16 protein-coding genes are annotated in these 22,673 nt (G+C 64.9%); 1 reads left to right on the forward strand and 15 read right to left on the reverse strand.

From position 1 onward, the window contains the following. Nucleotides 1-11: 11 nt before the first annotated feature. The 12 genes from P7F68_RS01925 to scpA form a co-directional block, all read right to left on the reverse strand. Entirely contained in the window at nt 12-1,163 is a 1,152-nt protein-coding gene (locus P7F68_RS01925; protein WP_277830215.1) for a hypothetical protein, read from the reverse strand. Further along, complete coding sequence (locus P7F68_RS01930; protein WP_277830217.1) at nt 1,157-2,392, reverse strand: O-antigen ligase family protein; 1,236 nt, start codon at nt 2,390-2,392, stop codon at nt 1,157-1,159. Before P7F68_RS01930 ends, P7F68_RS01925 begins: the two co-directional genes overlap by 7 nt. 83 nt (nt 2,393-2,475) lie before the next feature. After that, entirely contained in the window at nt 2,476-3,759 is a 1,284-nt protein-coding gene (tviB, locus tag P7F68_RS01935) for a Vi polysaccharide biosynthesis UDP-N-acetylglucosamine C-6 dehydrogenase TviB (RefSeq protein ID WP_277830219.1), read from the reverse strand. Nucleotides 3,760-3,860: 101 nt separating this feature from the next. After that, nucleotides 3,861-5,435, reverse strand: coding sequence for an MraY family glycosyltransferase (locus P7F68_RS01940; RefSeq protein ID WP_277830221.1), 1,575 nt, complete (start codon nt 5,433-5,435; stop codon nt 3,861-3,863). Between the two features lie 325 nt (nt 5,436-5,760). Next, on the reverse strand, nt 5,761-8,007 hold the full coding sequence (locus tag P7F68_RS01945; RefSeq protein WP_277830223.1) for a polysaccharide biosynthesis tyrosine autokinase: 2,247 nt from the start codon (nt 8,005-8,007) through the stop codon (nt 5,761-5,763). Nucleotides 8,008-8,107: 100 nt separating this feature from the next. Then, complete coding sequence (locus P7F68_RS01950; protein ID WP_277830225.1) at nt 8,108-9,340, reverse strand: polysaccharide export protein; 1,233 nt, start codon at nt 9,338-9,340, stop codon at nt 8,108-8,110. Nucleotides 9,341-10,363: 1,023 nt separating this feature from the next. After that, entirely contained in the window at nt 10,364-10,819 is a 456-nt protein-coding gene (locus P7F68_RS01955; protein WP_277830227.1) for an REP-associated tyrosine transposase, read from the reverse strand. A gap of 251 nt (nt 10,820-11,070) precedes the next feature. After that, nucleotides 11,071-12,447, reverse strand: coding sequence for a KamA family radical SAM protein (locus P7F68_RS01960; RefSeq protein ID WP_002934479.1), 1,377 nt, complete (start codon nt 12,445-12,447; stop codon nt 11,071-11,073). Nucleotides 12,448-12,851: 404 nt separating this feature from the next. Next, on the reverse strand, nt 12,852-14,840 hold the full coding sequence (accC, locus tag P7F68_RS01965) for an acetyl-CoA carboxylase biotin carboxylase subunit (RefSeq protein WP_277830230.1): 1,989 nt from the start codon (nt 14,838-14,840) through the stop codon (nt 12,852-12,854). 23 nt (nt 14,841-14,863) lie between these two features. Then, entirely contained in the window at nt 14,864-16,396 is a 1,533-nt protein-coding gene (locus tag P7F68_RS01970) for an acyl-CoA carboxylase subunit beta (protein ID WP_002934186.1), read from the reverse strand. Nucleotides 16,397-16,501: 105 nt separating this feature from the next. Further along, nucleotides 16,502-17,500 carry a methylmalonyl Co-A mutase-associated GTPase MeaB gene (gene meaB / locus P7F68_RS01975; protein ID WP_277830233.1) on the reverse strand — a complete coding sequence of 333 codons (999 nt, stop codon included), beginning with the start codon at nt 17,498-17,500 and terminating at the stop codon, nt 16,502-16,504. A gap of 177 nt (nt 17,501-17,677) precedes the next feature. Continuing rightward, nucleotides 17,678-19,849: a methylmalonyl-CoA mutase gene (scpA, locus tag P7F68_RS01980; protein ID WP_002934063.1), complete on the reverse strand. Its 2,172-nt coding sequence runs from the start codon at nt 19,847-19,849 to the stop codon at nt 17,678-17,680. Between the two features lie 688 nt (nt 19,850-20,537). Here scpA and P7F68_RS01985 point away from each other — a divergent pair. Next, the gene (locus tag P7F68_RS01985) at nt 20,538-21,248 is read left to right on the forward strand and encodes a GntR family transcriptional regulator (protein ID WP_051018607.1); all 711 of its coding nucleotides are present in this window, start codon (nt 20,538-20,540) and stop codon (nt 21,246-21,248) included. A 13-nt stretch (nt 21,249-21,261) separates the two neighbouring features. Here P7F68_RS01985 and P7F68_RS01990 read toward each other — a convergent pair whose 3' ends face one another. Genes P7F68_RS01990 through P7F68_RS02000 form a run of 3 tightly spaced genes read right to left on the reverse strand, consistent with a single transcriptional unit; the run spans nt 21,262 to nt 22,671 of the window. After that, nucleotides 21,262-21,573 (reverse strand): hypothetical protein, encoded by a 312-nt coding sequence (locus tag P7F68_RS01990; RefSeq protein ID WP_002945527.1) that lies wholly within the window; start codon nt 21,571-21,573, stop codon nt 21,262-21,264. Continuing rightward, a complete protein-coding gene (locus tag P7F68_RS01995) occupies nt 21,570-22,247 on the reverse strand; it encodes a helix-turn-helix domain-containing protein (RefSeq protein ID WP_277830240.1) in 678 nt (225 codons plus the stop codon). Before P7F68_RS01995 ends, P7F68_RS01990 begins: the two co-directional genes overlap by 4 nt. 10 nt (nt 22,248-22,257) lie before the next feature. Next, complete coding sequence (locus P7F68_RS02000) at nt 22,258-22,671, reverse strand: hypothetical protein (RefSeq protein ID WP_277830241.1); 414 nt, start codon at nt 22,669-22,671, stop codon at nt 22,258-22,260. Nucleotides 22,672-22,673 lie beyond the last annotated feature (2 nt).

Below are 22,673 nucleotides of genomic sequence, written 5' to 3' on the forward strand. Positions count from 1 at the left end.
CTAACATGCCTTCACACTCGCCTCGCAGCCACAAAGAAGCCTGACGTTAATGCGATCACCAGTGCTAGATGCCCAGCGACCATCGTTGCCGCAAAAACTTTAAGATCAAGGCTACTCCACATATAGGCAATCAAAAGAGCCTGAACTACCAATGAAATCATCGTAGCCACGAGGCTCATAAACCGGCCACCCGCTGCGATCAAGACCGGCGTTAACGCAAGAACAAATGCCTGAAGCAGGTAGAAAACAGCAAATATAAGAACAAGCGTCTGGTCAGCATCCTTAAAAATCAGAGCCACTACCTCTAGACCACTTCTCCAAAATCCAAACAAAATAGCGAGATAGACCAACAACGTCACAGCCATTATTGCTAAAACAAAAAGCGCTCTGCGTAATCGTTCAGAAATTTTCTCTGCACCCAACTCCCTAGCAAGCCCCTTCTCGTATTTAATCATTATCGCCGCATATACGAACGACACACCACTCGCCAACATATAAGACTTAACAAACACCCCAACATCAGAGACTGCTAGCGCGGCACCAACAACAAAACGATTACCTTGCAAGCTTAGCTGCGTCAAAAGCGACTTTGAGCCAAATATTAACCAACCTCGAAATTGATCTCGAATTAAAAAAGGAGAGAAAATATTCACATCACCTGGCAACTTACGAACCGCCAGAACAAGAACAAGGCAATAGATCGCCGACGACAATGGAAGCAAGTTTGGATCAAAAGGCAAGACACCCATAAAAACAGCCGTACTTAGCACAGCCGCCACAACCTTTGCCTTGTTATAAAAATCGGCGCTTGCAACCCGCAAGAGATACAAAGCAGTTTGAGCACCAGAAAAAAATAGAACAGAAAGCACAACAACAAGGACTGACACATAGTTATTAAAATATGCGTAAGCCGCTATCGCAATGAATGGAAAACACAAAATATAAAAATATGCGGTACCAACAAAATGCCGACAGTCAATTCTCTGCCGAACTAGAATCTCTTTTACCTGTGGATATGAAATTAGAGTACCGAAAATAGCCTCTGCGCTTATCAGAAGCAGGAGATAGCCATAACTATCAGCACTCAAAAAAACGCCAATTAAAATGACTCTAAGCCAGAGTAGGCCACGTGAAAATAGCTCGGATAGCACTATTTTCAACATCTCTCGTACCTATTAGAGCCCATCAACGAAGCACTTCTCTGCAACGAATCATAATCTGCAGGAGCGAGCAACAGGCCGACAGTGATCCAGAAAGGTGCTGTAGCAAAGTAATTACCAAAAACACCCGTAGGCTCAAAGAGGCTCGGCACCAACCCTGCAGCCAACACCATATAAATAGCAGAACGTGGAAGCGCTGTTCTTTTAAAGACTGCTGCAAACAGCCCCAAGCTAAAGACAAGTAGACTCAAAAACCCGAGAAACCCTTGCTCGGCAAGAGTACGCAACCAAACGTTATGAACCTTTTCGACATCTTGACCGTAGTCCTTCAGATTTATCTCCCCAACCCCAATTAATGGAGATTCTACGTAGAGCCTAATTGCCACCCAGAATCCATCAGTACGCCCTGTTGTCACTCCGCTACGAAGCTCCTCTGGCGCAAAAATAGAAAGATAGGTTCTAGAGCTAATCAATCGCTCCCCAAACTCAGCAGCTATTAGCACACCTCCTAGCCAGAAAACCATCAACAGAAAGAAAGCCTTCACTCTTGAGTTTGCCGCGAGATGCAGAAGATAGATGGAAAGAACAAAAACCCCTGTTATTAGACCGCCTCGAGAATCAACCACAACAAGATTAAGAAGCAGAACAACTGAGGATGTAATTAGGGCGCCTCGCGTGAGACCAGGTTTGCTGACAATTAAACCAAAGAGGGAGATTGCCAAGAAGACATTGCAGATTGCGGTCCACCCAGTTCGACCACCATGAAGCCCGGTCTGGTAGAGATACAGCCGAACCGAATGCATTGGGTTTATAAAGATCCCACCTGCAGCAAAATCAATGACGACCAGCATGGCAATTAAAGAAAAAACCACAACCGCCATGAAAAGGGAATTCAGAGCGCGCTCAGTTCCGTAGCAGCACGAGAGTGTATATCCAATCGCAACAAGGAATAAGATCGCAAACAGCCCAATAAAATCAAAGCTCAAATGAGCTATTGCAGATGGAATTGCAAGCGCAACTGAAAAACCTAACAGAGGTGTAATGAATTTTGGCAGCGCATAGACACCATCCTTGAAACGAAGAAACGGATAAAAAACCACCACTCCCAAAAGCATCACTTTTATTGTCAACAGCAAAGAGAAAGGGAGCAGCGGAAGCCAATAAATAGGGCTTAACCCCAAAAAGAGCGCAACGAACACAAGCTCTATTGAAACACGCTGCACCGTTTGCATTTTCATTAGACTCGTTCGAAAAGCCTCAATAGCGAGGCATCGCCTCTTTAAGCGCTACCGTAGAGGCGATGCCCATTAGTCCGTTAAAGCCTAAGATCCGCCGCGTCGCGCGGCATCACGTACTTCAGGTCATAAACCACGTGCTCCTTCTTACCGAGCGCGCGGATGCCTTCAGCCCCCATCGCTTTGAACTGCTCGTGCGCCACACCGACGATGATGGCGTCGTAGGCGCCCTGCTCCGGTTTGGCGATCGGGGTGAGGCCGTATTCGTGCTGTGCTTCGGCCACATCCACCCAGGGGTCGTACACGTCGGCCTGGATGTTGTACTCGCCCAGTTCCTTGACGATGTCGACGATGCGGGTGTTGCGCAGATCCGGGCAGTTCTCCTTGAAGGTGAGGCCCATGACGAGCACGCGCGCGCCTTCGACGGTGATGCGGCGCTTGAGCATGGCCTTGACCAGCTGCGACACCACGTAGGCGCCCATGCCGTCGTTGAGGCGGCGGCCGGCGAGGATGATCTCGGGGTGGTAGCCGATGGATTGCGCCTTGTGGGTGAGGTAGTACGGATCCACGCCGATGCAGTGGCCGCCGACCAGGCCGGGGCGGAAGGGCAGGAAGTTCCACTTGCTGCCGGCGGCCTGCAGCACGGCCTCGGTGTCGATACCCATCTTGTTGAAGATGATGGCCAGCTCGTTGATGAGGGCGATGTTGACGTCGCGCTGGGTGTTCTCGATGACCTTGGCGGCCTCGGCCACCTTGATGCTCTCGGCCTTGTGGGTGCCGACGACGATGATCTGGCGGTAGAGCTGGTCGACCAGCTCGGCCACTTCGGGCGTGGAGCCGGCGGTGACCTTCTTGATGGTGGAGACGCGGTGTTCCTTGTCGCCCGGGTTGATGCGCTCGGGGCTGTAGCCGGCGTAGAAGTCGACGTTGAACTTGAGGCCGGACACCTTCTCCAGCACCGGCACGCAGTCTTCTTCGGTGGCGCCGGGGTAGACGGTGGATTCGTAAATGACGATGTCGCCCTTCTTGAGCACCTTGCCGATGGTCTCGCTGGCCTTGACCAGCGGGGTGAGGTCGGGCTGCTTGTGCTCGTCGATGGGGGTGGGGACGGTGACGATGAAGGTGTTGCAGGCGGCCAGGTCTTGCAGGCTGGCGGTGTAGCTGAGGCCGGTGGCTTCGGCGAGCTCTTCGTCCGAGACTTCGAGCGTGGCGTCGTGGCCGCTGCGCAGGGCGTCGATGCGAGCCTGGTTGATGTCGAAGCCGACAACGCTGCGCTGCTTGGCGAATTCCACGGCGAGCGGCAGGCCGACGTAGCCCAGGCCGATGATGGCGAGTTTGATGGAGTCCAGGGTATGCGTAGTCATGATGGTAGGCGTGTTACGGATTGAAGGAGTTTGAATGCGGTGTGTTTCGAGACGATGGTAAGCAGGCTGCAGTGCGGCAGGCGGTGTCGGCAACGGGGCCGTCAGCGCAGCTCGCGCGCCAGGTCGGCTCTTGGGGCTGCAGCGTCATTGTGCCCTTGGGGATGGGCGCGCTGGTTGACCTGCTCGTCGACGATGCGGCCGTTTTGCACATAGGTGAATGACTCTTCCAGCAGTTCGCACCGGCCCACGCGGCGTTCGCCGCGGCGCTCGTCGGCGTGCGGGGTGCGGTGCTCTGCGCGGCGCTCGTTGGCGGGGTCACGAGTGACATAGCCGCGCACGAAGGCGTTGCGGTCGGGGCGCATGACGCGCTGCAGCAGGCGCATGTAGAGACTCTGGTAGGCGAGCGGGGCGATGTCTTCGTCCACCACGATCTGCACCACGGCGTAGCGGCGGCCGGCATGCTCGGGGTCGCCACGGTATTCGTACAGGCGGGTGCGGAAGACGGTGTTGTCCTTGAGTTCGGGGGCGACCAGGGCGTTGATCTGCTCCACATGCTCGAGGCTGGAATTGCCGAAGAACACGCCGCAGTTGAGCGCCGGGGTGAGATGCAGGCTGCGGTGCAGGCGGCGCAGCATGGGCACGAAGCGCCACGGCCGGGCGGTAAAGCGCAGATACACCGCAAACACGCCGACAAAGCCGGCAAACATGAGCGCGTCGGGCACGCCCAGCCAGGCGCCGAGCAGGCCGAACAGGCCCAGGCCCAGGTGCAGGCTACCGATGATGGTGACGGTGTGCTCGACCCGGAAGCCGGCGCGCTGCAGCAGGTGGTGCAGGTGGTGGCGGTCGGGGCTGAAGGGCGACTTGCCCAGCCACACGCGCCGGGCCATGACGGCCAGGGTGTCGATGAGCGGCACGGCAAACATCCACAGCGCCACCACCGGGGGCACCAGGGGCTGCTCGCCCTGGGTGATGTCGATGAGCTGCCAGGCGATGAGCAGGCCGAGCATCATGCTGCCGTTGTCGCCCATGAAGACGCGGGCGCGGTGCTGGCTGCCGAAGCGCAGGTTGAACCACAGGAAGCCGGCCACGCCACCGAGCAAGGCCATGGCCAGCAGGTGGCCGCTGCCGTCGCCCGCACCCAGGGTGACGAGCGCGACCAGGGCAAGCGTGCCGGCCGCCACGGTACCGGACAGGCCGTCGATGCCGTCGACCATGTTGAGGGCGTTGATGCAGCCGACCACGCCGAACACGGTGAAGGGCACGGCGATGATGCCGAGCGACAGCGCGCCGATGAGCAAGGGGTCGCCGAGGTCGACCAGCACGATGCCGCCGCCATAGACCATGAGCAAAGCCAGCCCGGCCTGGATGACGAGGCGGATGCGGGCGCTGAGCTTCCAGCGGTCGTCAGCGAGGCCCACGCCCCACATGACCAGCGCGCACACTGCGAGCGAGGCCCAGGCCAGGGACTGCGCGGGCAGCAGCCACAGCAGCATGCCCACGGCCAGCAGCAGCGCAGCGAGCACGCCAAAGCCACCCACGAAGGGGGTGCTGTGCACATGCTGCTTGTGTTCGCCCGGGTGGTCGATGAGACCGACATGGGGAGCGAGGCGCAGCATGCCGCGGATGACGGCGGCGGACAGCGCCGTGGCCAGGATGAGTGTTAACAGGCCCCACATGGTGATACCTCGCTCAAAAAACGTTGTGCCTTGGTGGCACGGCGGGCAGCGGCTGGTAAGGCGGCCACCGCGTTGCAGCAATTCATTGGGCATGTGCCCGGGGCGCAGCTTGCCTCGCCGGCTAGCGCGCCCCTGTCTCGTGCGCCCTGTCGCGCGCCTGTAGGAGCGGCGCAAGCCGCGATTTTTTCTGGGTCCGGCGACGAGGGCCCACGGTTTCAAAAGCTCGCGGCTGGCGCCGCTCCTACAGCGAACCCCAACGGCGCGGTTGGTCGCGTTGCAGGCGCGGCTCAAGCCGCGTGATCTTGTTCAACAAATCCGGCGGCAGTCAGGACTTGTACTTGTATTGATAGTGGTAGCCCTCGTAACCGAAGCGGTGACGTTGGCGGCGGGTGTCGAAGCCATTGAAGACGAAGCCCTTGACCGCGGCGCCGCCGTGTTCGAAGCGCTTGACGGCCTGTTCCAGCTCGCGGATGGGGTGGCGGCCGGCGCGGGCGACGAGCAGCGTGGCACCGACCATGCGGCCGATGATGGCGGCGTCGGACACGGCCAGGATGGGGGGCGCGTCGACCAGCAGCACGTCGCAACGGTCTTCGAGCGCTGCGAGCATGTTGGCAAACTGCGGGTGCATGAGCAGTTCGGACGGGTTGGGCGGGATGAGGCCGGTGGTGACCATGTGCAGGTTCTCTACCGCCGTGGGCTTGACGATGACCTCGAGCGTGGCCTTGCCCATGATGTAGTCCGACACGCCGAGGCCGCGCGGCACGCCGAAGGCCTTGTTGATGTGGCCCTTGCGCAAGTCGGCATCGACGATGATGACGCGCTTGCCGGCCTGGGCGAGCACGGCACCGAGGTTTTTGGTGACGAAGCTCTTGCCGACGCCGGGGGCGGGGCCGGTGATGAGGACGGAGCCGCTCTCGGCGCCGAGCAGGGCAAAGTGGAGCGTGGTGCGCAGGCTGCGCAGGCTTTCCATGGCGTCGTCGTCGGGGCTGACGAGGGCGAGCAGTTCGCCCTTGCCGCCCCTGCCGCGCAGGATGCGGCGTTCGATACCCTCCTCGGCCTTGCTGGCCGGCACGGTGGCGTACACCGGCAGGGCGAGCTCGCGTTCGATGGTCTGCGGGTCTTCCACCACCACGCGCAGGGCGCGGATGGCCCATACGGTGCCGAGCGCGCCGAGCAGGCCGAGTACGCCCGACAGCAGCAGGATGAGGGCCTTGCGCGGGGCAACGGGCCGTTGCGCGGTGACGGCCGAGTCGATGACGCGGACGTCGCCCACGGTGCCGGCGCGGGCGACGCGCAGCTGCTGGGCGCTGTTGAGCAGGTTGGTATAGAGCGCGGTGGCGACTTCGACGTCGCGGCGCAGCTGCAGGGCGACCTGCTGGGTTTCGGGCAGGCGCGAGACGTTGCCTTCGAAGCTGGCGCGGCGGTTGCGCAGGCGGCTGATCTGGGCGTCGACGGCGATGACCTGGGGGTGCTCGGAGGTGAAGCGCTGGCGCAGTTCTTCGCGCTTTTGCTGGAGGGCGACGATTTCGTTGTCGGCTTCGACCACCGAGCGCAGCACGGACTGCGTCTCGAGGGTGAGGTCGACCGAGCCGCGCGACTGGCGGTATTCGTTGTAGGCGGCCTCGGCGGTGTCGAGCTGGCCCTTGAGCTCGGGGAGCTGGGCTTCGAGGAAGGCGAGCGTGGATTCTGCCTCGGCCGAGCGGTACTCGACGTTCTGGCGCACGTAGGCGTTGAGGACTTCGTTGAGGATGGATGCGGCCAGAGCGCGGTCGGGGCCGCTGAAGGCGGCTTCGATGACGTTGGACTGGCGGGCGCGTTCGCGCACTTCGAGGTTTTCGCGCAGGGCGGCGATGGCGCTGGTGTGGGCGATGCGGCTGAGGATGAAGCGGGTGTCGGGGCGGGCGACGAGCTCGGCGACGAAGACGCTGACATGCTCGGCGCTGGCGGGCTCGCCTACGCGGCCGCTGACGAGCAGGGTGCCGGCGTCGTCGAACACGCTGTAGCTGCCGTTGTCGCCCGCGACGAGGGTGAGCGGTTCGCTCATGAGGTAGGGGGCGACTTCGAGGCTTTGCACGGCGATGCGCTCACCGCCCCAGGCGTAGCCGGACAGGCCGAACAGCGGCGCGGCGGGCTCGACCCCGGCATGGCGGCGGGCGAGCGCGCGGCCAAACACCGGCAAGTGATGCGGCTGGGCGCGCACGGTGAGGTTGAGGCGGTCGACGACGCGGCCGAGGATCATGCGCGAACGCAGGATCTCGAGCTCGGCGGCGACGGAGGTGGTGTCGCCGAGCACGGCTTCGACGTCGCGCAGCGCGGCGAGGCCGCCCTTGGCGCTCTTCTTGTCTTCGACCTGGACGAGGGCGTCGGCGCGGTAGATGGGCGTGGAGACGAAGGCGACGACCCCGCCCACCAGCACGGCAAAGGTGCCGATGGCGAGGATGAGCCACTTGTATTCGAGCAGCACGGCGATGATTTCGCCGAGGTTGATGAAGTCGTCGTTACCGCGCGCGGCTGCGCTGCGGGTGTTGGGGCCGGCTTCGGGCTGGGCGGTGGTGGCGGGATCGCGGCGCAACGGGGTCTTCCTGTCGTATTTGGGTTGATGCGGTGGTCACGGTGACGGCACCGTGCGCGCGGCACGGCGGCGGCCCGCACGCGGCGGGCCGGCCCAGGCCTTACTGGCGGCCGCCGAACAGCGGGTAGCGCACGTCGCTGGTGAAGTTGAGCATCTGCGAGGTGGGCAGGATGTTGCTGACGACACGGTTCCAGCGTGCCACCGGGGCGACGTCGACATAGACCACGTCGCGCGGCAGCAGCGGGAAGCTCTCGGCCAGCAACAGGGCGTCGGGGGTGCGGGCGTTGAGGTGGAAGAGCTCGGAAGTGCCGTTGTCGCTGCGCATCACGTAGACCCAGGCGGGGTCGGAGGTGACCTGGTTGACGAAGCCGGCGTCGGCCAGGGCTTCGGCCAGGGTGGTGCGGCGCTTGTTCATGACCATGGAGCCGGGGCGCTGCACTTCGCCGAGCACGAACACCTTGTTGCGGCTGCGGTCGAGCACGTTGACGATGTCGCCGGGCTGCAGCAGCACGTTCTGGCTGGTGTCGCCTTCTTCGTACAGGGCCTGGAGGTCGACGCGGTAGGTTTCGCCGTTGCGGGTGAGCAGCACGTTGCCGTGGTCGGCGTGTTCAGTGATGCCACCGGCACGGTTGACGGCTTCGACCAGCGTCATGCGGATGTCGTCGATGGCGAGCAGACCGGGCTTGGCGACTTCGCCGACGAGGTACACGCGCTTGCTGCGGAAAGAGACGATGCGGACGTCGAGCTGGACGTTTTCGATGACCTTGGCGAGGCGCTTGGCGAGCAGTTCGCGCACTTCGCGCGGGGTGAGGCCAGCGACCTTGACCACCCCGGCGTAGGGGAAAAAGATGGTGCCGTCGTCGGCCACCAGGGTGCCGGACTGCTCGGCCGAGCGGTAGGAGCCGGCAGGGATGGTGATTTCGGGGTGGTCCCAGACGATGACGTTGATGATGTCGCCGGGGCCGAGGCGGTAGTCCTGGTGGGTGAGGCCGGGATCGGGCGCGGTGTTGTCGCCCCGGGTGGCGGTCTGCCCGCCGGCGTTGCCGGTGCGGAAGCGCGAATCGCCCGACGCCTGACTGGCCTTGAAGTGCTGGATGATGAGTTCGGCCGTGATGGGGGTGATGCTGACCGTGGCCGGCACCTGCTCGCCGCCCTGGGTGACGGGCAACTCGACACGCGATTCGTCGCGCATGAAGCTGCCGCTGACGCCCGGGATGAGCGTGCAGCCACTCAGCGCAGTGGCCGCGGCAACCAGGACAAGCCCGCGCAACGCACCCACGGGGTGTGCGGCAGTCGCGCGGCGGGCTGGCAGGTTGGTGCTGGGTGTGTTCATCGGATACCCCGTCTGTATGTTCTCGGTATGTGGCGGTTGCCCATGCTGCTGCGCCACAAGGGCAAGGTGCGTGCATCAACCGAGTGCTTTAGCAAGAAGCACACCTGTCATGCCGCACAGCACAAAAGCCGACATTCTATCAGTGCTTTGGCAGTAGCCTAAGACCGTCATGTTACGGCAATGAAACGCCCTCCGTGACGAACTGTAAAGAATTCCGACACTTTTTTTGATGAGGAAAGGGTATCCCCTTTGCAAACAAAGGCAGACCGGGCATTCAAGCCATTGGCATCGCCAGATGCCAGACGCGCACCCGCCGGATTCCGTAGGCGCGGCGCGAGCCGCGAGGGGTTGGGGCGACGGGCGTGGGTGGGGGTGATGAAAGGCTCGCGGCTGGCGCCGCTCCTACAGCAGGCCGTGGCGCGCCTCCCCCGTGGGAGCGGCGCCAGCCGCGAGGGGTTGAAGGCGACGGGCGTGGGCGGGTGCGACGAAAAGCTCGCGGCTGGCGCCGCTCCTACAGCGGCCGTGGCGCGCCTCCCCCGTGGGAGCGGCGCGAGCCGCGAGGGGTTGAAGGCGACGGGCGTGGGCGGGGGTGATGAAAGGCTCGCGGCTGGCGCCGCTCCTACAGCGGCCGTGGCGCGCCTCCCCCGTAGGAGCGGCGCAAGCCGCGAGGGGTTGAAGGCGGCGGGCGTGGGTGGGTGCGACGAAAGGCTCGCGGCTGGCGCCGCTCCTACAGCGGACCGTGGCGCGCCTCCCCCGTGGGAGCGGCGCAAGCCGCGAGGGGTTGAAGGCGACGGGCGTGGGTGGGTGCGACGAAAGGCTCGCGGCTGGCGCCGCTCCTACAGCGGCCGTGGCGCGCCTCCCCCGTGGGAGCGGCGCGAGCCGCGAGGGGTTGAAGGCGATGGGGCTGGATGGCCGCCGAAAAAGCTCGCGGCTGGCGCCGCTCCTACAGCGGAGCCAGCCGCGGCGCGTGTCGTCCCGGTGGGAGCGGCGCCAGCCGCGAGGGGTTGAAGGCGGCGGGCTGCGCTAGAGCCACACGGCATCCCAATGGGGGTACATCCGCACGCTGGGGACCAGGCCTGCGCGCAGGGGGTTGGCGACGACGTAGCGTGCGAGGGCGTGGAGGTCTTCTTCCTTGCGCAGGGCGTGGTCGTGGAAGCCGGCTGCCCATCGGCGCGTTGCGGGGGTCTGCAGGCTTCGGTTGATCGCGGCCGAAGACCCGGCCTTGAAGGCGCCGACGAGGGCCGAGAGGGTGCCGGCTTCGAGGCGCACGAGCCAGTGCAGGTGATCGGGCATGAGCACCCAGGCGAGTGTGGCGGCGTGGCCAAGTTGGTCGGCGCGGCGCAGGTGGGCGATGGTCAGGCGGGCGAGGTGGAAGTCGTCGAAGAGCCGTGCGCGGCGGTGGGTGACGGTGGTGATGAGGAAGACGCGGCCGGGTTCGGAGACGCGGCCGCGGCGCAGGTCGATGGAGTGTGGAGGCATCGGCGATGCGGGCCCCGTTCAGTTGAATGTCATTGAGCGGGGGATATTAGCGCGGCGCGGGGTTATGCGATTGGGTTTTTTTGGGGAAAAGCTCGCGGCTGGCGCCGCTCCTACAGCGGGGCGGACCGCCGTGGGGGGCTCCGGTGGGAGCGGCGCGAGCCGCGAGGGGTTGGGTGGGAGGGTGCGATGAAAGGCTCGCGGCTGGCGCCGCTCCTACAGTGGCGCTGCTCCCACAGCGGCGCCGGCGCGCGTCAGGTGGCGAGCTTTTGGGCGCGGATGGACTGGTATTCGTCTTGCCAGAACCATTTCTCTTCTCCGAAGGCGGGGACGAGCTGGTCGAGCCAGGTGGCTTTGTCGTCGTACTTGGCGAAGAAGGGGCGCTGGACCCAGTCGGGGTTGCGGCCCTGGATGAAGCGCAGCACGAAGACCTTTTCGCCGGCGATCTCGGTGACGCCCTGGATTTCGACCTTGCCGGGGCTGGCGCTCATGCTGGGGCCGCGGGCGGTGCGGGCGAGGCCGGAGACTTGCTGGATGGCTTGCTGGTAGATCTCCCAGGCGCGCACGAGGGGGACTTCGAAGTAGTTGCGGGCGCCGGTGTCGCGTTCGACGAACATGTAGTAGGGAACGATGCCGAGCTTGACTTCCATTTTCCACAGCTTGGCCCATACGGCGGGATCGTCGTTGATGTGGGCGATGAGCGGGCCCTGGGCGCGGATGACGACGCCGGTGGCGCGCACGCGGCGGATGGCGGCCTGGGCGGCGTCGGTGTCGAGTTCCTTCCAGTGGTTGTAGTGCGCCATGAGGGCGACGTGCTTGCCGGATTCGACGAGCTGGGCGAGCAGGCGCATGAGGTCGTCCGCGTCGTCGGCGCCGAGGAAGCGGTGCGGCCAGAAGGTGAGCGCCTTGGAGCCGATGCGGATGGTCTGGATGTGGTCGAATTCGGGCTGCAGAAGGGGTTCGAGGTAGTCGCGCAGGTGGCGCGTCTTCATGACCATGGGGTCGCCGCCGGTGACGAGCAGGTCGGTGACTTCGGTGTGCTGGCGCAGGTAGGCGTGCAGCGCGCTGGCTTCGGACGATGCGATGCGCAGGTCCTTGTCGCCGACGAACTGCGCCCAGCGGAAGCAGAAGGTGCAGTAGGCGTGACAGGTCTGGCCCTGGCTGGGGAAGAAGAGGACGGTTTCGCGGTACTTGTGCTGCATGCCGTCGAGGCGGTGGCCTTCGTCGTCGACCGGCATGTTCATCTGCATCTGGTCGGCGGGGTGCGGGTTGAGGGCGTGGCGGACTTCGTCGATGGCGCGTTCGAGTTCGTCCTTGGGGGCTTCGGCACGCAGCAAGGCGGCGATGCGGTCGTAGTGCTCGGGGGCGAGCATGCCGCGCTGCGGGAAGGTGAGCTGGAAGATGGGGTCGTCGGGGACCTGGCGCCAGTCGATGAGCTCGTCGATGACGTATTGGTTGACGCGGAACGGCAGCACCGAGGAGACGACCTTCATTTCGAAGCGCTGTTCGGGCGACAGGCGGGCCAGCGGGGCGATGCGGTCGAGGTCGCGCTGGGTGTAGACCTTGAAGGGCACGGGGTCGAACAGGCTGGCGCCGTCGAGGGGCTTGAGGGCGTGGACTTGCGCGTTCATGTGTTGTCCTCCAGTTGTGTCGGGGGCGGTCCCCGTTTTTTTACGGCTGGCAATGCTACGGCGCAAAGTGAATTGGCGCAAATGTGACTAAAGGACGGGGGGATTGGTTCCGTGGGGAAAGGGGCGCGGCGCTTGGTCTTGCTGTGGGAGCGGCGCGAGCCGCGAGGGGTTGGGGGTGGCTGCGATGGGCGGGGTCGCCTTCAGACCCTCGCGGCTGGCGCCGCTCCCACGAGGGGCGCGGCGCTTGGTCTTGCTGTGGGAGCGGCGCGAGCCGCGAGGGGTTGGGGGGCGTGGCGAGGCAGGCGAAAAAAAAGGGCCTGCTTGCGCAGGCCCTCGCCGACAGGCACCCGGGCGCGTGGCCCGGGTCTCCCTCCCCATCGATCAAAACGGTTGTGTGGCGGTGCTCACTCGAATTCGATGATGACTTCGTCGACCGAGAGGCTGGCGCCGGGCTTGGCGACGATCTTCTTGACCTTGCCGTCCTGCTCGGCCTTGAGCACGTTTTCCATCTTCATGGCTTCGATGATGGCGAGCTTTTCGCCGGCCTTGACCTCCTGGCCTTCGGCCACGGCAACTTCGCGCAGCAGGCCGGGCATGGGCGAGAGCAGGAACTTGGAGAGGTCGGGCGGCAGCTTCTCGGGCATCAGCGACAGCAGGTGGGCGGCGCGCACGGTCATGACCATGGGCTCGACCTGCAGGCCGAAGTGGGCGATGCGGTAGCGCAGGCCGCGGCGTTCGATCTGCAGGCAGATCGGGGCGCCGTTGACGGTGCCGGTGAGCAGCAGGTCGCCGAACTTCCAGTCGGAGACGATGTTGTAGGTGCGGCCTTCGTGGGTGACGGCGAGGCCACCTTCGATGGGCTGCGTCTGCACCGGGTACTGCTTGCCGGCCATGACGACGACCCAGTTGGCGGCGACCTTGCGGCCGTGGCCGGCGAGCTGGCCTTCGATCTGCACGGCGCGCTCGATGTAGCGGCTGCGGGCGAAGGTGGCGACGGCGGCGAGCAGCGCAGGGTCGTCGTGCGGGACCATGGAGGCGTCGAAGCCCTGCGGGTACTCCTCGGCGATGAAGCCGGTGTTGAAGTTGCCCGAGCAGAAGCGCGGGTGCTGCAGCAGCGCGGCCTGGAAGGGGATGTTGGAGCTGATGCCGCGGATGACGAAGGCGTTGAGGGCGTCGCGCATGCGCTCGATGGCGTCCTGGCGGTCCTTGCCGTGCACGATGAGCTTGGCGATCATCGAGTCGTAGTACATGGAGATTTCGCCGCCTTCGTACACGCCGGTGTCGACGCGCACGCCGTTGCCTTCGGCCGGGGCCTGGAACTTGACCAGGCGGCCGGTGGAGGGCAGGAAGCCGCGGAAGGGGTCTTCGGCGTTGATGCGGCATTCCATCGACCAGCCGTTGATGCCGACATCGGCCTGGGCGAGCGGGAGTTTTTCGCCGTAGGCGACGCGGATCATCTGCTCGACGAGGTCCAGCCCGGTGATGAGCTCGGTGACCGGGTGCTCGACCTGCAGGCGGGTGTTCATCTCGAGGAAGTAGAACTCCTTGGTGGCGCCGGAGACGACGAACTCGACCGTGCCGGCCGATTCGTAGTTCACCGCGCGCGCCAGGGCGACGGCCTGCTCGCCCATGGCACGGCGCATCTCGGGGTCGACGAAGGGGCTGGGGGCTTCTTCGATGACCTTCTGGTGGCGGCGCTGGATGGAGCAGTCGCGCTCGTTGAGGTACACGTAGTTGCCATGCGAGTCGCCGAGCACCTGGATTTCGATGTGGCGGGGCTCGAGGACGTACTTCTCGATGAAGACGCGGTCGTCGCCGAAGGCGTTGCGGGCTTCGTTGACGCAGGAGGCGAAGCCTTCGTGCGCTTCCTTGTCGTTGAAGGCGACGCGCAGGCCCTTGCCGCCACCGCCGGCGGAGGCCTTGATCATGACCGGGTAGCCGATCTTCTTGGCGATCTCGACCGCTTCGTCGGGGCCGGCAATGGCGTCGTTATAGCCGGGGATGGTGTTGACGCCGGCTTCGATGGCGAGCTTCTTGGACTCGATCTTGTCGCCCATCTTGGCGACCGAGTAGTGCTTCGGGCCGATGAACTTGATGCCTTCTTCTTCGAGGCGGCGCGAGAACTCGGCGTTCTCGGACAGGAAGCCGTAGCCCGGGTGGACGGCCTCGGCGCCGGTCTGCTTGCAGGCGGCGATGATCTTGTCGATGACGAGATAGGATTCCTTGGATGGCGCCGGGCCGATGCAGACGGCTTCGTCGGCCATTTCGACGAAGAGGGCGTCCTTGTCGGCCTCGGAGTGCACGGCGACGGTGGCGATGCCCATCTTGCGGGCGGTCTTGATGACGCGGCAGGCGATTTCACCGCGGTTGGCAATCAGGATCTTCTTGAACATTTAACGTATTCCTCGTGCGCGGATCAGAGCGGGATGTTGCCGTGCTTGCGCCACGGGTTCTCGAGCTGCTTGTCCTTGAGCATCGACAGCGAGCGGCAGATGCGCTTGCGGGTTTCGTGCGGCATGATCACGTCGTCGATGAAGCCGCGCGCGCCGGCCACGAAGGGGTTGGCGAAGCGCTGCTTGTACATGGCTTCGCGCTCGGCGATCTTCTCGGGGTCGTTCTTTTCTTCGCGGAAGATGATCTCGACCGCGCCCTTGGGGCCCATGACGGCGATTTCGGCGCTGGGCCAGGCGAAGTTGACGTCGCCGCGCAGGTGCTTGGACGACATGACGTCGTAGGCGCCGCCGTAGGCCTTGCGGGTGATGAGGGTGACCTTGGGCACGGTGCATTCGGCGTAGGCGTAGAGCAGCTTGGCGCCGTGCTTGATGATGCCGCCGTATTCCTGCGCGGTGCCGGGCATGAAGCCGGGGACATCGACCAGGGTGACGACCGGGATGTTGAAGGCGTCGCAGAAGCGGACGAAGCGCGCGGCCTTGATCGAGCTCTTGATGTCGAGGCAGCCGGCGAGCACCAGCGGCTGGTTGGCGACGATGCCGACCGGGGCGCCTTCCATGCGCGCGAAGCCGATGATGATGTTCTTGGCGTAGTCGGGCTGGAGCTCGAAGAAGTCGCCGTCGTCGACCATCTTGACGATCAGTTCCTTCATGTCATACGGCTGGTTGGCGTTGCTCGGCACGAGGGTGTCGAGCGAGTAGTCGAGGCGGTCGGCGGGGTCGACCGAGGGCACGACCGGCGGCTTGTCGCGGTTGCTGCCAGGGATGTAGCCGACCAGGCGGCGGGTCATCATGAGCGCTTCGACGTCGTTCTCGAAGGCGAGGTCGGCCACGCCGGACTTGCTGGTGTGGGTGACGGCGCCACCGAGCTCTTCGGCGGTGACTTCTTCGTGGGTAACGGTCTTCACGACTTCGGGACCGGTCACGAACATGTAGGACGAGTCCTTGACCATGAAGATGAAGTCGGTCATCGACGGCGAGTACACCGCACCGCCTGCGCAGGGGCCCATGATGAGCGAGATCTGCGGCACGACGCCGGAGGCGAGCACGTTGCGCTGGAACACGTCGGCGTAGCCGCCGAGCGAGTCGACGCCTTCCTGGATGCGGGCGCCGCCCGAGTCGTTGAGGCCGATGACCGGGGCGCCGACCTTCATGGCGTGGTCCATGACCTTGCAGATCTTTTCGGCGTGGGTTTCGGACAGCGAGCCGCCGAAGACGGTGAAGTCCTGCGAGAACACGAACACGAGGCGGCCGTTGACGGTGCCGTAGCCGGTGACGACGCCGTCGCCCGGGATGTGGTCGGCGTTCATGCCGAACTCGGCGCAGCGGTGCTCCTTGAACATGTCCCACTCTTCGAAGCTGTCGTCGTCGAGCAGCAGCAGGATGCGTTCGCGGGCGGTCAGCTTGCCCTTGGCGTGCTGGGCGTCGATGCGCTTCTGGCCACCGCCGAGGCGGGCCTTCTCGCGCTTTTCCTCCAGCTGGCGAATGATTTCTTGCATTGATGACCTCCTGTCAGATCTCTGTGTTGCGTCGTGCCGGCCGGGAAAGCCGGTGGGTGTGTGTCAGGCTTGGGACTGAATACGTGTAACGGCAGACTTGCGGTTTCAGCTTTGCAGATGGCCGAGCAGGCGCAGCGCGGCGAGCGAGGGGGTGGTACCGCCCTCTTCCACCGCGCGCGCCAGCGCCGGCAGTTCTTCCTTGACCCGGGGGTGGCTGCGGAAACGGCTGCGCAGCCCGGAGTCGATCATGTCCCACATCCAGGCCAGGGCCTGGTGGCGGCGCTTGGCGTCGAGTTCGCCGGTGGCGGTGAGCGCCTTGCGGTAGTCCATCACCGTGGTCCAGAACTCGGCCACGCCTTCCTTGCGCAGCGCCGACAGGGTGAGCACCGGTACCGTCCAGTTGGGGCTGGCCGGACGCAGCATGTGCAGCGCGGTCTTGATCTGCGACTTGGCGCGCATGGCGGCGGCGGGGTCGATGTCGGCCTTGTTGATGACGATCAGGTCGGCGATCTCCATGATGCCTTTCTTGATCGCCTGCAGGTCGTCGCCCGCGTTGGGCAGCTGCAGCAGGCAGAAGATGTCGGTCATGCCGGCGACGGCGGTTTCGGACTGGCCGACGCCGACGGTCTCGACAATGATGACGTCGAAGCCGGCGGCTTCGCAGACCAGCATGGTCTCGCGCGTTTTCTCGGCCACGCCGCCCAGGCTGCAGGCCGAGGGGCTGGGGCGGATGAAGGCGGCGGTGTTCTGGCTGAGCAGTTCCATGCGCGTCTTGTCGCCGAGGATGGAGCCGCCGGTGACCGAGGACGAGGGGTCGACCGCCAGCACGGCGACACGCAGCCCCTGCTCGATGAGGTAGAGGCCGAGCGCTTCGATGAAGGTGGATTTGCCCACGCCCGGCACGCCCGAAATGCCCACCCGCATCGCCCCGCCGGTGCTCGGCAGCAGGGCCTCGAGCACGTGGCGGGCCCGCTCCTTGTGGTCCTCGCGCTGGGATTCGATGAGCGTGATGGTCTTGGCGAGCGGCCGCAGCTGCCCCGCCAGAACGCCGTCGACGAGGGCTTGGTCCGTGGGATCGAGGGGGTGGGACGTGGGCGAAAGCATGGTCGGTGGGGTGGTCGTGGCCTTTGCGGTGCGGGTGTGGCGGTTTTTTGGGGAAAAGCTCGCGGCTGGCGCCGCTCCTACAGTGTGCCGATACGCCCGGCGGTGCTGCTGTGGGAGCGGCGCGAGCCGCGAGCTTTTGTTCAATTGCTCCGGCGGTAACGCCGCTGCTGTTCGCCCTTATGCCTTGCGCGCTGCGCGGATCTGCTTGAGCACTTCGCGCGCGGCGGTGGGGATGGGGGTGCCGGGGCCGAAGATGCCCTTGGCGCCGGCGGCGTAGAGCGCGTCGTAGTCCTGCGCGGGGATGACGCCGCCGACAAAGGTGATGATGTCGTCGGCGCCGAGGCGCTTGAGCTCGTTGACGATCTGCGGCACGAGCGTCTTGTGGCCGGCGGCGAGGCTGGAGCAGCCGACGGCGTGGACGTCGTTCTCGACCGCGTGGCGGGCGGCTTCTTCCGGGGTCTGGAAGAGCGGGCCGATGTCGATGTCGAAGCCGAGGTCGGCGAAGGCCGAGGCGACGACCTTGGCGCCGCGGTCGTGGCCGTCCTGGCCGAGCTTGGCGATCATGACGCGCGGGCGGCGGCCTTCTTCGGCGATGAAGGCTTCGATGTCGGCCTTGAGGGCTTTCCAGTCTTCCTGTTCTTCCACGACGGCTCCATAGACGCCGGACACGGCTTGCGGGTTGGCGCGGTAGCGGCCGAAGACCTTTTCGAGCGCGTCGGACACTTCGCCGACGGTGGCGCGCAGGCGGATGGCCTTGACGGTGAGGTCGAGCAGGTTGCCGTCGCCGGTTTCGGCGCACTTGGTGAGGGCGTCGAGCGCGGCCTGCACGGCGGCGGTGTCGCGGTTGGCGCGCACCTGGGCGAGGCGGGCGATCTGCGACTCGCGCACGGCGTGGTTGTCGATGTCGAGGATCTCGATCGGGTCTTCCTTGGCAAGTTTGTACTTGTTGACGCCGACGATGACGTCCTTGCCGGAGTCGATGCGGGCCTGCTTGTCGGCGGCGCATTCCTCGACCTTCATCTTGGCCCAGCCGGATTCGACGGCCTTGGTCATGCCGCCCATGGACTCGATCTCTTCGATCAGCGCCCAGGCCTTGTCGGCCATGTCCTGGGTGAGCTTTTCCATCATGTAGGAGCCGGCCCAGGGGTCGACGACGTTACAGATGTGGGTCTCTTCCTGGATGATGATCTGGGTGTTGCGCGCGATGCGGGCGGAGAACTCGGTGGGCAGGGCGATGGCTTCGTCGAGCGCGTTGGTGTGCAGCGACTGGGTGCCGCCGAACACCGCGGCCATGGCCTCGATGGTGGTGCGCACGACGTTGTTGTACGGGTCCTGCTCGGTGAGCGACCAGCCGGAGGTCTGCGAGTGGGTGCGCAGCATCATCGACTTGGGGCTCTTGGGGTTGAACTGCTTCATGATGCGCCACCACAGCAGACGCGCGGCGCGCATCTTGGCGATCTCGAGGTAGAAGTTCATGCCCACTGCCCAGAAGAAGGACAGGCGGCCGGCGAAGGTGTCGACGTCCATGCCGCTGGCGATGCCGGTGCGTACGTACTCGAGGCCGTCGGCCAGGGTGAAGGCGAGCTCGATGGCCTGGTTGGCGCCCGCTTCCTGGATGTGGTAGCCCGAGATCGAGATGCTGTTGAACTTGGGCATGTTGGCCGACGTGTACTGGAAGATGTCGGCGATGATCTTCATCGACGGCGTCGGCGGGTAGATGTAGGTGTTGCGGACCATGAACTCCTTGAGGATGTCGTTCTGGATGGTCCCGGAGAGCTTGTCCTGCGACACGCCCTGCTCTTCGGCGGCGATGATGTAGCCGGCGAGAATGGGGAGCACGGCGCCGTTCATGGTCATGGAGACGGAGATCTTGTCGAGCGGAATGCCGTCGAACAGGATCTTCATGTCTTCGACCGAGTCGATGGCCACACCGGCCTTGCCGACGTCGCCGGTGACGCGCGGGTGGTCGGAATCGTAGCCGCGGTGGGTGGCGAGGTCGAAGGCGACCGACACGCCCTGGCCGCCGGCAGCGAGCGCCTTGCGGTAGAAGGCGTTGGAGGCTTCGGCGGTGGAGAAGCCCGCGTACTGGCGGATGGTCCACGGCTTGACGGCGTACATGGTGGGCTGCGGGCCGCGCAGGAAGGGTTCGAAGCCGGGCAGCGTGTCGGCGTGCTTGAGGTCGGCGGTGTCGGCCTTGGTGTACAGCGGCTTGACGACCAGCCCTTCGGGCGTGACCCAGTTGAGCTTGGTGACGTCGCCGCCCGGGGCGTGTTTGGCGGCGGCCTTGTTCCAGGCCTCGATGTCGGCCTGGTTGTAGGTGGGCTCGTTGGACTGGTTGCTTTGCGACATGGGAAACCTCTCTGCTTCGGCAGCTCGCGGAGCTGCTGGACGATATCGGATCAGACACAACCCGCGCCGCAACAAGTGCGGCACGTAGGCGACGAACCGGCCACCCGCAGCCCTGCTGCGGGTGGCCGTCGACGCTTCTGGCGCAACGCGGCCCCCCTTTTGTCACCAGGCTTTGGCCTGGCGCCTCCCTGCCGCGTCGCACACGGGAAGTTGACTTGTTCTACCAGCGGAATAATACTTTATCCATAATTATGAACGCAATGGCCTCTCTAGCCGACGCACGAACAGCTCGCGGCTGGTCTCGCAGGCGCGGCGCAAGCCGCGAGGGGTTGAAGGCGTTGAGGCCGGATAACCGCCGGAAAGGCTCGCGGCTGGCGCCGCTCCTACGGGGCGCGCGGCGCTTGGTGTTGCGGTAGGAGCGGCGCGAGCCGCGAGGTTTTGGGGGCGGCTGCGATGGGCGGGGTCGCCTTCAGACCCTCGCGGCTGGCGCCGCTCCTACAGCGGAACATGCGCCATGGCCTTTGTAGGAGCGGCGCCAGCCGCGAGGTTTTGAAGGCGACGGAGGGTCGGACCCGCTGCAATTCGCTCGCGGCCGGCGCTGGTCCTACGGCAAAATCCACTGCGGCGCTATTGCCCTGTGGGCGCGCCGGCCTTTGCATCTGAGAAGTCGGAGACCGCACAAAGCAACATGAACGCTTCGAGAATCGCGCCCATGGCGCTGTACCAGGAAGTCGCCGAGCGCCTTCGGCAGCGCATCTATTCGCACGAGCTGGCGCCGGGCACCTGGGTGGACGAGCAGGCGCTGGCCGAACACTACGGCATCTCGCGCACACCGCTGCGCGAGGCGCTGAAGGTGCTCGCCTCCGAAGGGCTGGTGACGCTCAAGCCGCGCCGCGGCTGTTACGTGACCGAGATCTCCGAGCGTGACCTGGACGAGGTGTTCAGCGTGATGTCGATGCTCGAGGGCGAGTGCGCACGGGCCTCGGCCATGCGCGCCACCGACGGCGACCTGACGCGCCTGCGCGCGATCCACGCCGACCTGGAGAAGGCGGCGGCGGCGGACGACATCGACGGCTTCTTCGAGGCCAACCAGAACTTCCACCGCAGCCTGCAGGAGATCGCCGACAACCGCTGGTTGCTGCACGTGATCGAAGACCTGCGCAAGGTGATCAAGCTGTCGCGCCACCATTCGCTGTTCTCGGACGGGCGGCTGGAGCAGTCGCTGGAAGAGCACCGCGACATCCTCGGCGCCCTCCTCGCCCGCGACGGCGAGCGCGCCGAGCAGCTCATGCGCCACCACATCCGCAGCGGCCGCGCCGCGCTGGCCCGCATCGCCGTGGCCAAGGCCGACGACGCTCCGCTTGCCGCGCCGGAGACCGAGGCGCAGGCAGAGGCCTGAGCGGCCGTCGGGTTCAGCCTGCGGCCAGGGCGACCGCCGCCGCAAGGTAGAGCTTGATGGCCGACGCGGCCGCAAACAGCCCGATTGCCCAGATGAGCATGCGCTGGTCGCGGCGCGACCATTCGGGGATCTTTGCGCGCTCGAGCTGCGGCTTGAGCTCGCGGGCGATGCTGCGCGTCAGCTTGGTACGCGGCGCTGCAAGCTGGTCCTGCGCGGTCTTGATGGCGCGAAGGTGCCGGTTGAGCGCGATGACCGGGGCGATGAGCAGTAGCCCGCTGAGGACGCTGAGAAGCTCGGCGATGGCGCCGGCAAGCGCGACCGTCATTTCTTGAGCGTTGCCGGCCTTGCACTGCTGCGCGCCAGCGTCGCCCGGCGCCGGCGCTTGGCGAAGGCTGCGCGCCACTCTCGATCGAGCGCTGCCTTGAAGACGGCGTCTTCGAGTACGCCTGCGAGGGCGTTCCTGAGCGCGCCCGGGGCAAGGTCCTGCGGCGCGTCGTCCGGCACTTCCTCGATCCAGGGCGGAAGGCCTGTGCGGGCACCCGCGCTCGCATCCAGCCGCTGCCCCTGCGGAGCCAGTTCGACCCAGGGCGGGGCTTCGCCCCCCTGCGCTACCTGACCCGACGCCTGCTCGATCGGCACGATGCTGAACTCCAGGCGATGCCCCAGTTCGGCGAGGATGCGCTCCATCGTGAGCACGCTGATGCCACGCTTGCCCCAGACGCCGTTCTCGATTCTGCTGAGGTCGGCCTGGTCGATGCCGGTGCGCTCGGACAGCGCTTTTTGCGTCATGCCATGCGCTTCGCGCAAGGTCCGCAGGGCGCGACCGAACGCGAGGTAGCGCTGCGCAGCCTGGTAGCCGGCGTGAAACTCGGGGGCATCGCCGGCGGCCTCGGCAAGCGCCGCGGTGAGGTCATTCGCGCCGCCCTTGCGTGCGGCGGCAACGCGGAAGGTTCGGCCGCCGGTGCGCGTTACCGAATACCTCGTGTCACTCTCGCTCATTCTTCACCCTTCATAGATCCACGCTGCGCGCCCGCGCCAGCCTGAGTGCAGCGTCCACGGCACGGGTCTTGTCGCCATGACCCGCGGCTCCAGGCAAGCCAAAACCCGTCATGGCCATGAACACGGGGCGGCCGAAGTCTGCCTGGCACAGCGCTGCCACCAGCCCGCACGCGTCGCTACCCCAGAAAACCCGGTAAAAAACGGTGACGGCTCCGGCCCGGTGCTGTTCGTCGAAGACGCTTTCGATGCCGTAGCTCGCGCCGAGGTAGGGGGCGTTCGGAAACTGCACACCGTCGCAGAGGCTGTCGAACACGGCCGCAAACTGCGACAGCGCGAGCAGGTGGGGGCCGGGACCCAGCCGTGCGATGGCAAGCGCCTCTCTCCTGGCTCGCGGGTGGTGCAGGTCCGTACTGGCGAGCTTCACAC

It is taken from the genome of Thauera mechernichensis (assembly GCF_029588855.1).
Classification (GTDB): Bacteria; Pseudomonadota; Gammaproteobacteria; order Burkholderiales; family Rhodocyclaceae; genus Thauera; species Thauera mechernichensis.

Bases quoted from the DNA above. Each gene is read 5' to 3' on its own strand.
- P7F68_RS01925 (WP_277830215.1), bottom strand. From the start codon at position 1,163: ATGTTGAAAATAGTGCTATCCGAGCTATTTTCACGTGGCCTACTCTGG.
- P7F68_RS01930 (WP_277830217.1), bottom strand. From the start codon at position 2,392: ATGCAAACGGTGCAGCGTGTTTCAATAGAGCTTGTGTTCGTTGCGCTC.
- tviB (WP_277830219.1), bottom strand. From the start codon at position 3,759: ATGACTACGCATACCCTGGACTCCATCAAACTCGCCATCATCGGCCTG.
- P7F68_RS01940 (WP_277830221.1), bottom strand. From the start codon at position 5,435: ATGTGGGGCCTGTTAACACTCATCCTGGCCACGGCGCTGTCCGCCGCC.
- P7F68_RS01950 (WP_277830225.1), bottom strand. From the start codon at position 9,340: ATGAACACACCCAGCACCAACCTGCCAGCCCGCCGCGCGACTGCCGCA.
- P7F68_RS01955 (WP_277830227.1), bottom strand. From the start codon at position 10,819: ATGCCTCCACACTCCATCGACCTGCGCCGCGGCCGCGTCTCCGAACCC.
- P7F68_RS01960 (WP_002934479.1), bottom strand. From the start codon at position 12,447: ATGAACGCGCAAGTCCACGCCCTCAAGCCCCTCGACGGCGCCAGCCTG.
- accC (WP_277830230.1), bottom strand. From the start codon at position 14,840: ATGTTCAAGAAGATCCTGATTGCCAACCGCGGTGAAATCGCCTGCCGC.
- P7F68_RS01970 (WP_002934186.1), bottom strand. From the start codon at position 16,396: ATGCAAGAAATCATTCGCCAGCTGGAGGAAAAGCGCGAGAAGGCCCGC.
- meaB (WP_277830233.1), bottom strand. From the start codon at position 17,500: ATGCTTTCGCCCACGTCCCACCCCCTCGATCCCACGGACCAAGCCCTC.
- scpA (WP_002934063.1), bottom strand. From the start codon at position 19,849: ATGTCGCAAAGCAACCAGTCCAACGAGCCCACCTACAACCAGGCCGAC.
- P7F68_RS01985 (WP_051018607.1), top strand. From the start codon at position 20,538: ATGAACGCTTCGAGAATCGCGCCCATGGCGCTGTACCAGGAAGTCGCC.
- P7F68_RS01990 (WP_002945527.1), bottom strand. From the start codon at position 21,573: ATGACGGTCGCGCTTGCCGGCGCCATCGCCGAGCTTCTCAGCGTCCTC.
- P7F68_RS01995 (WP_277830240.1), bottom strand. From the start codon at position 22,247: ATGAGCGAGAGTGACACGAGGTATTCGGTAACGCGCACCGGCGGCCGA.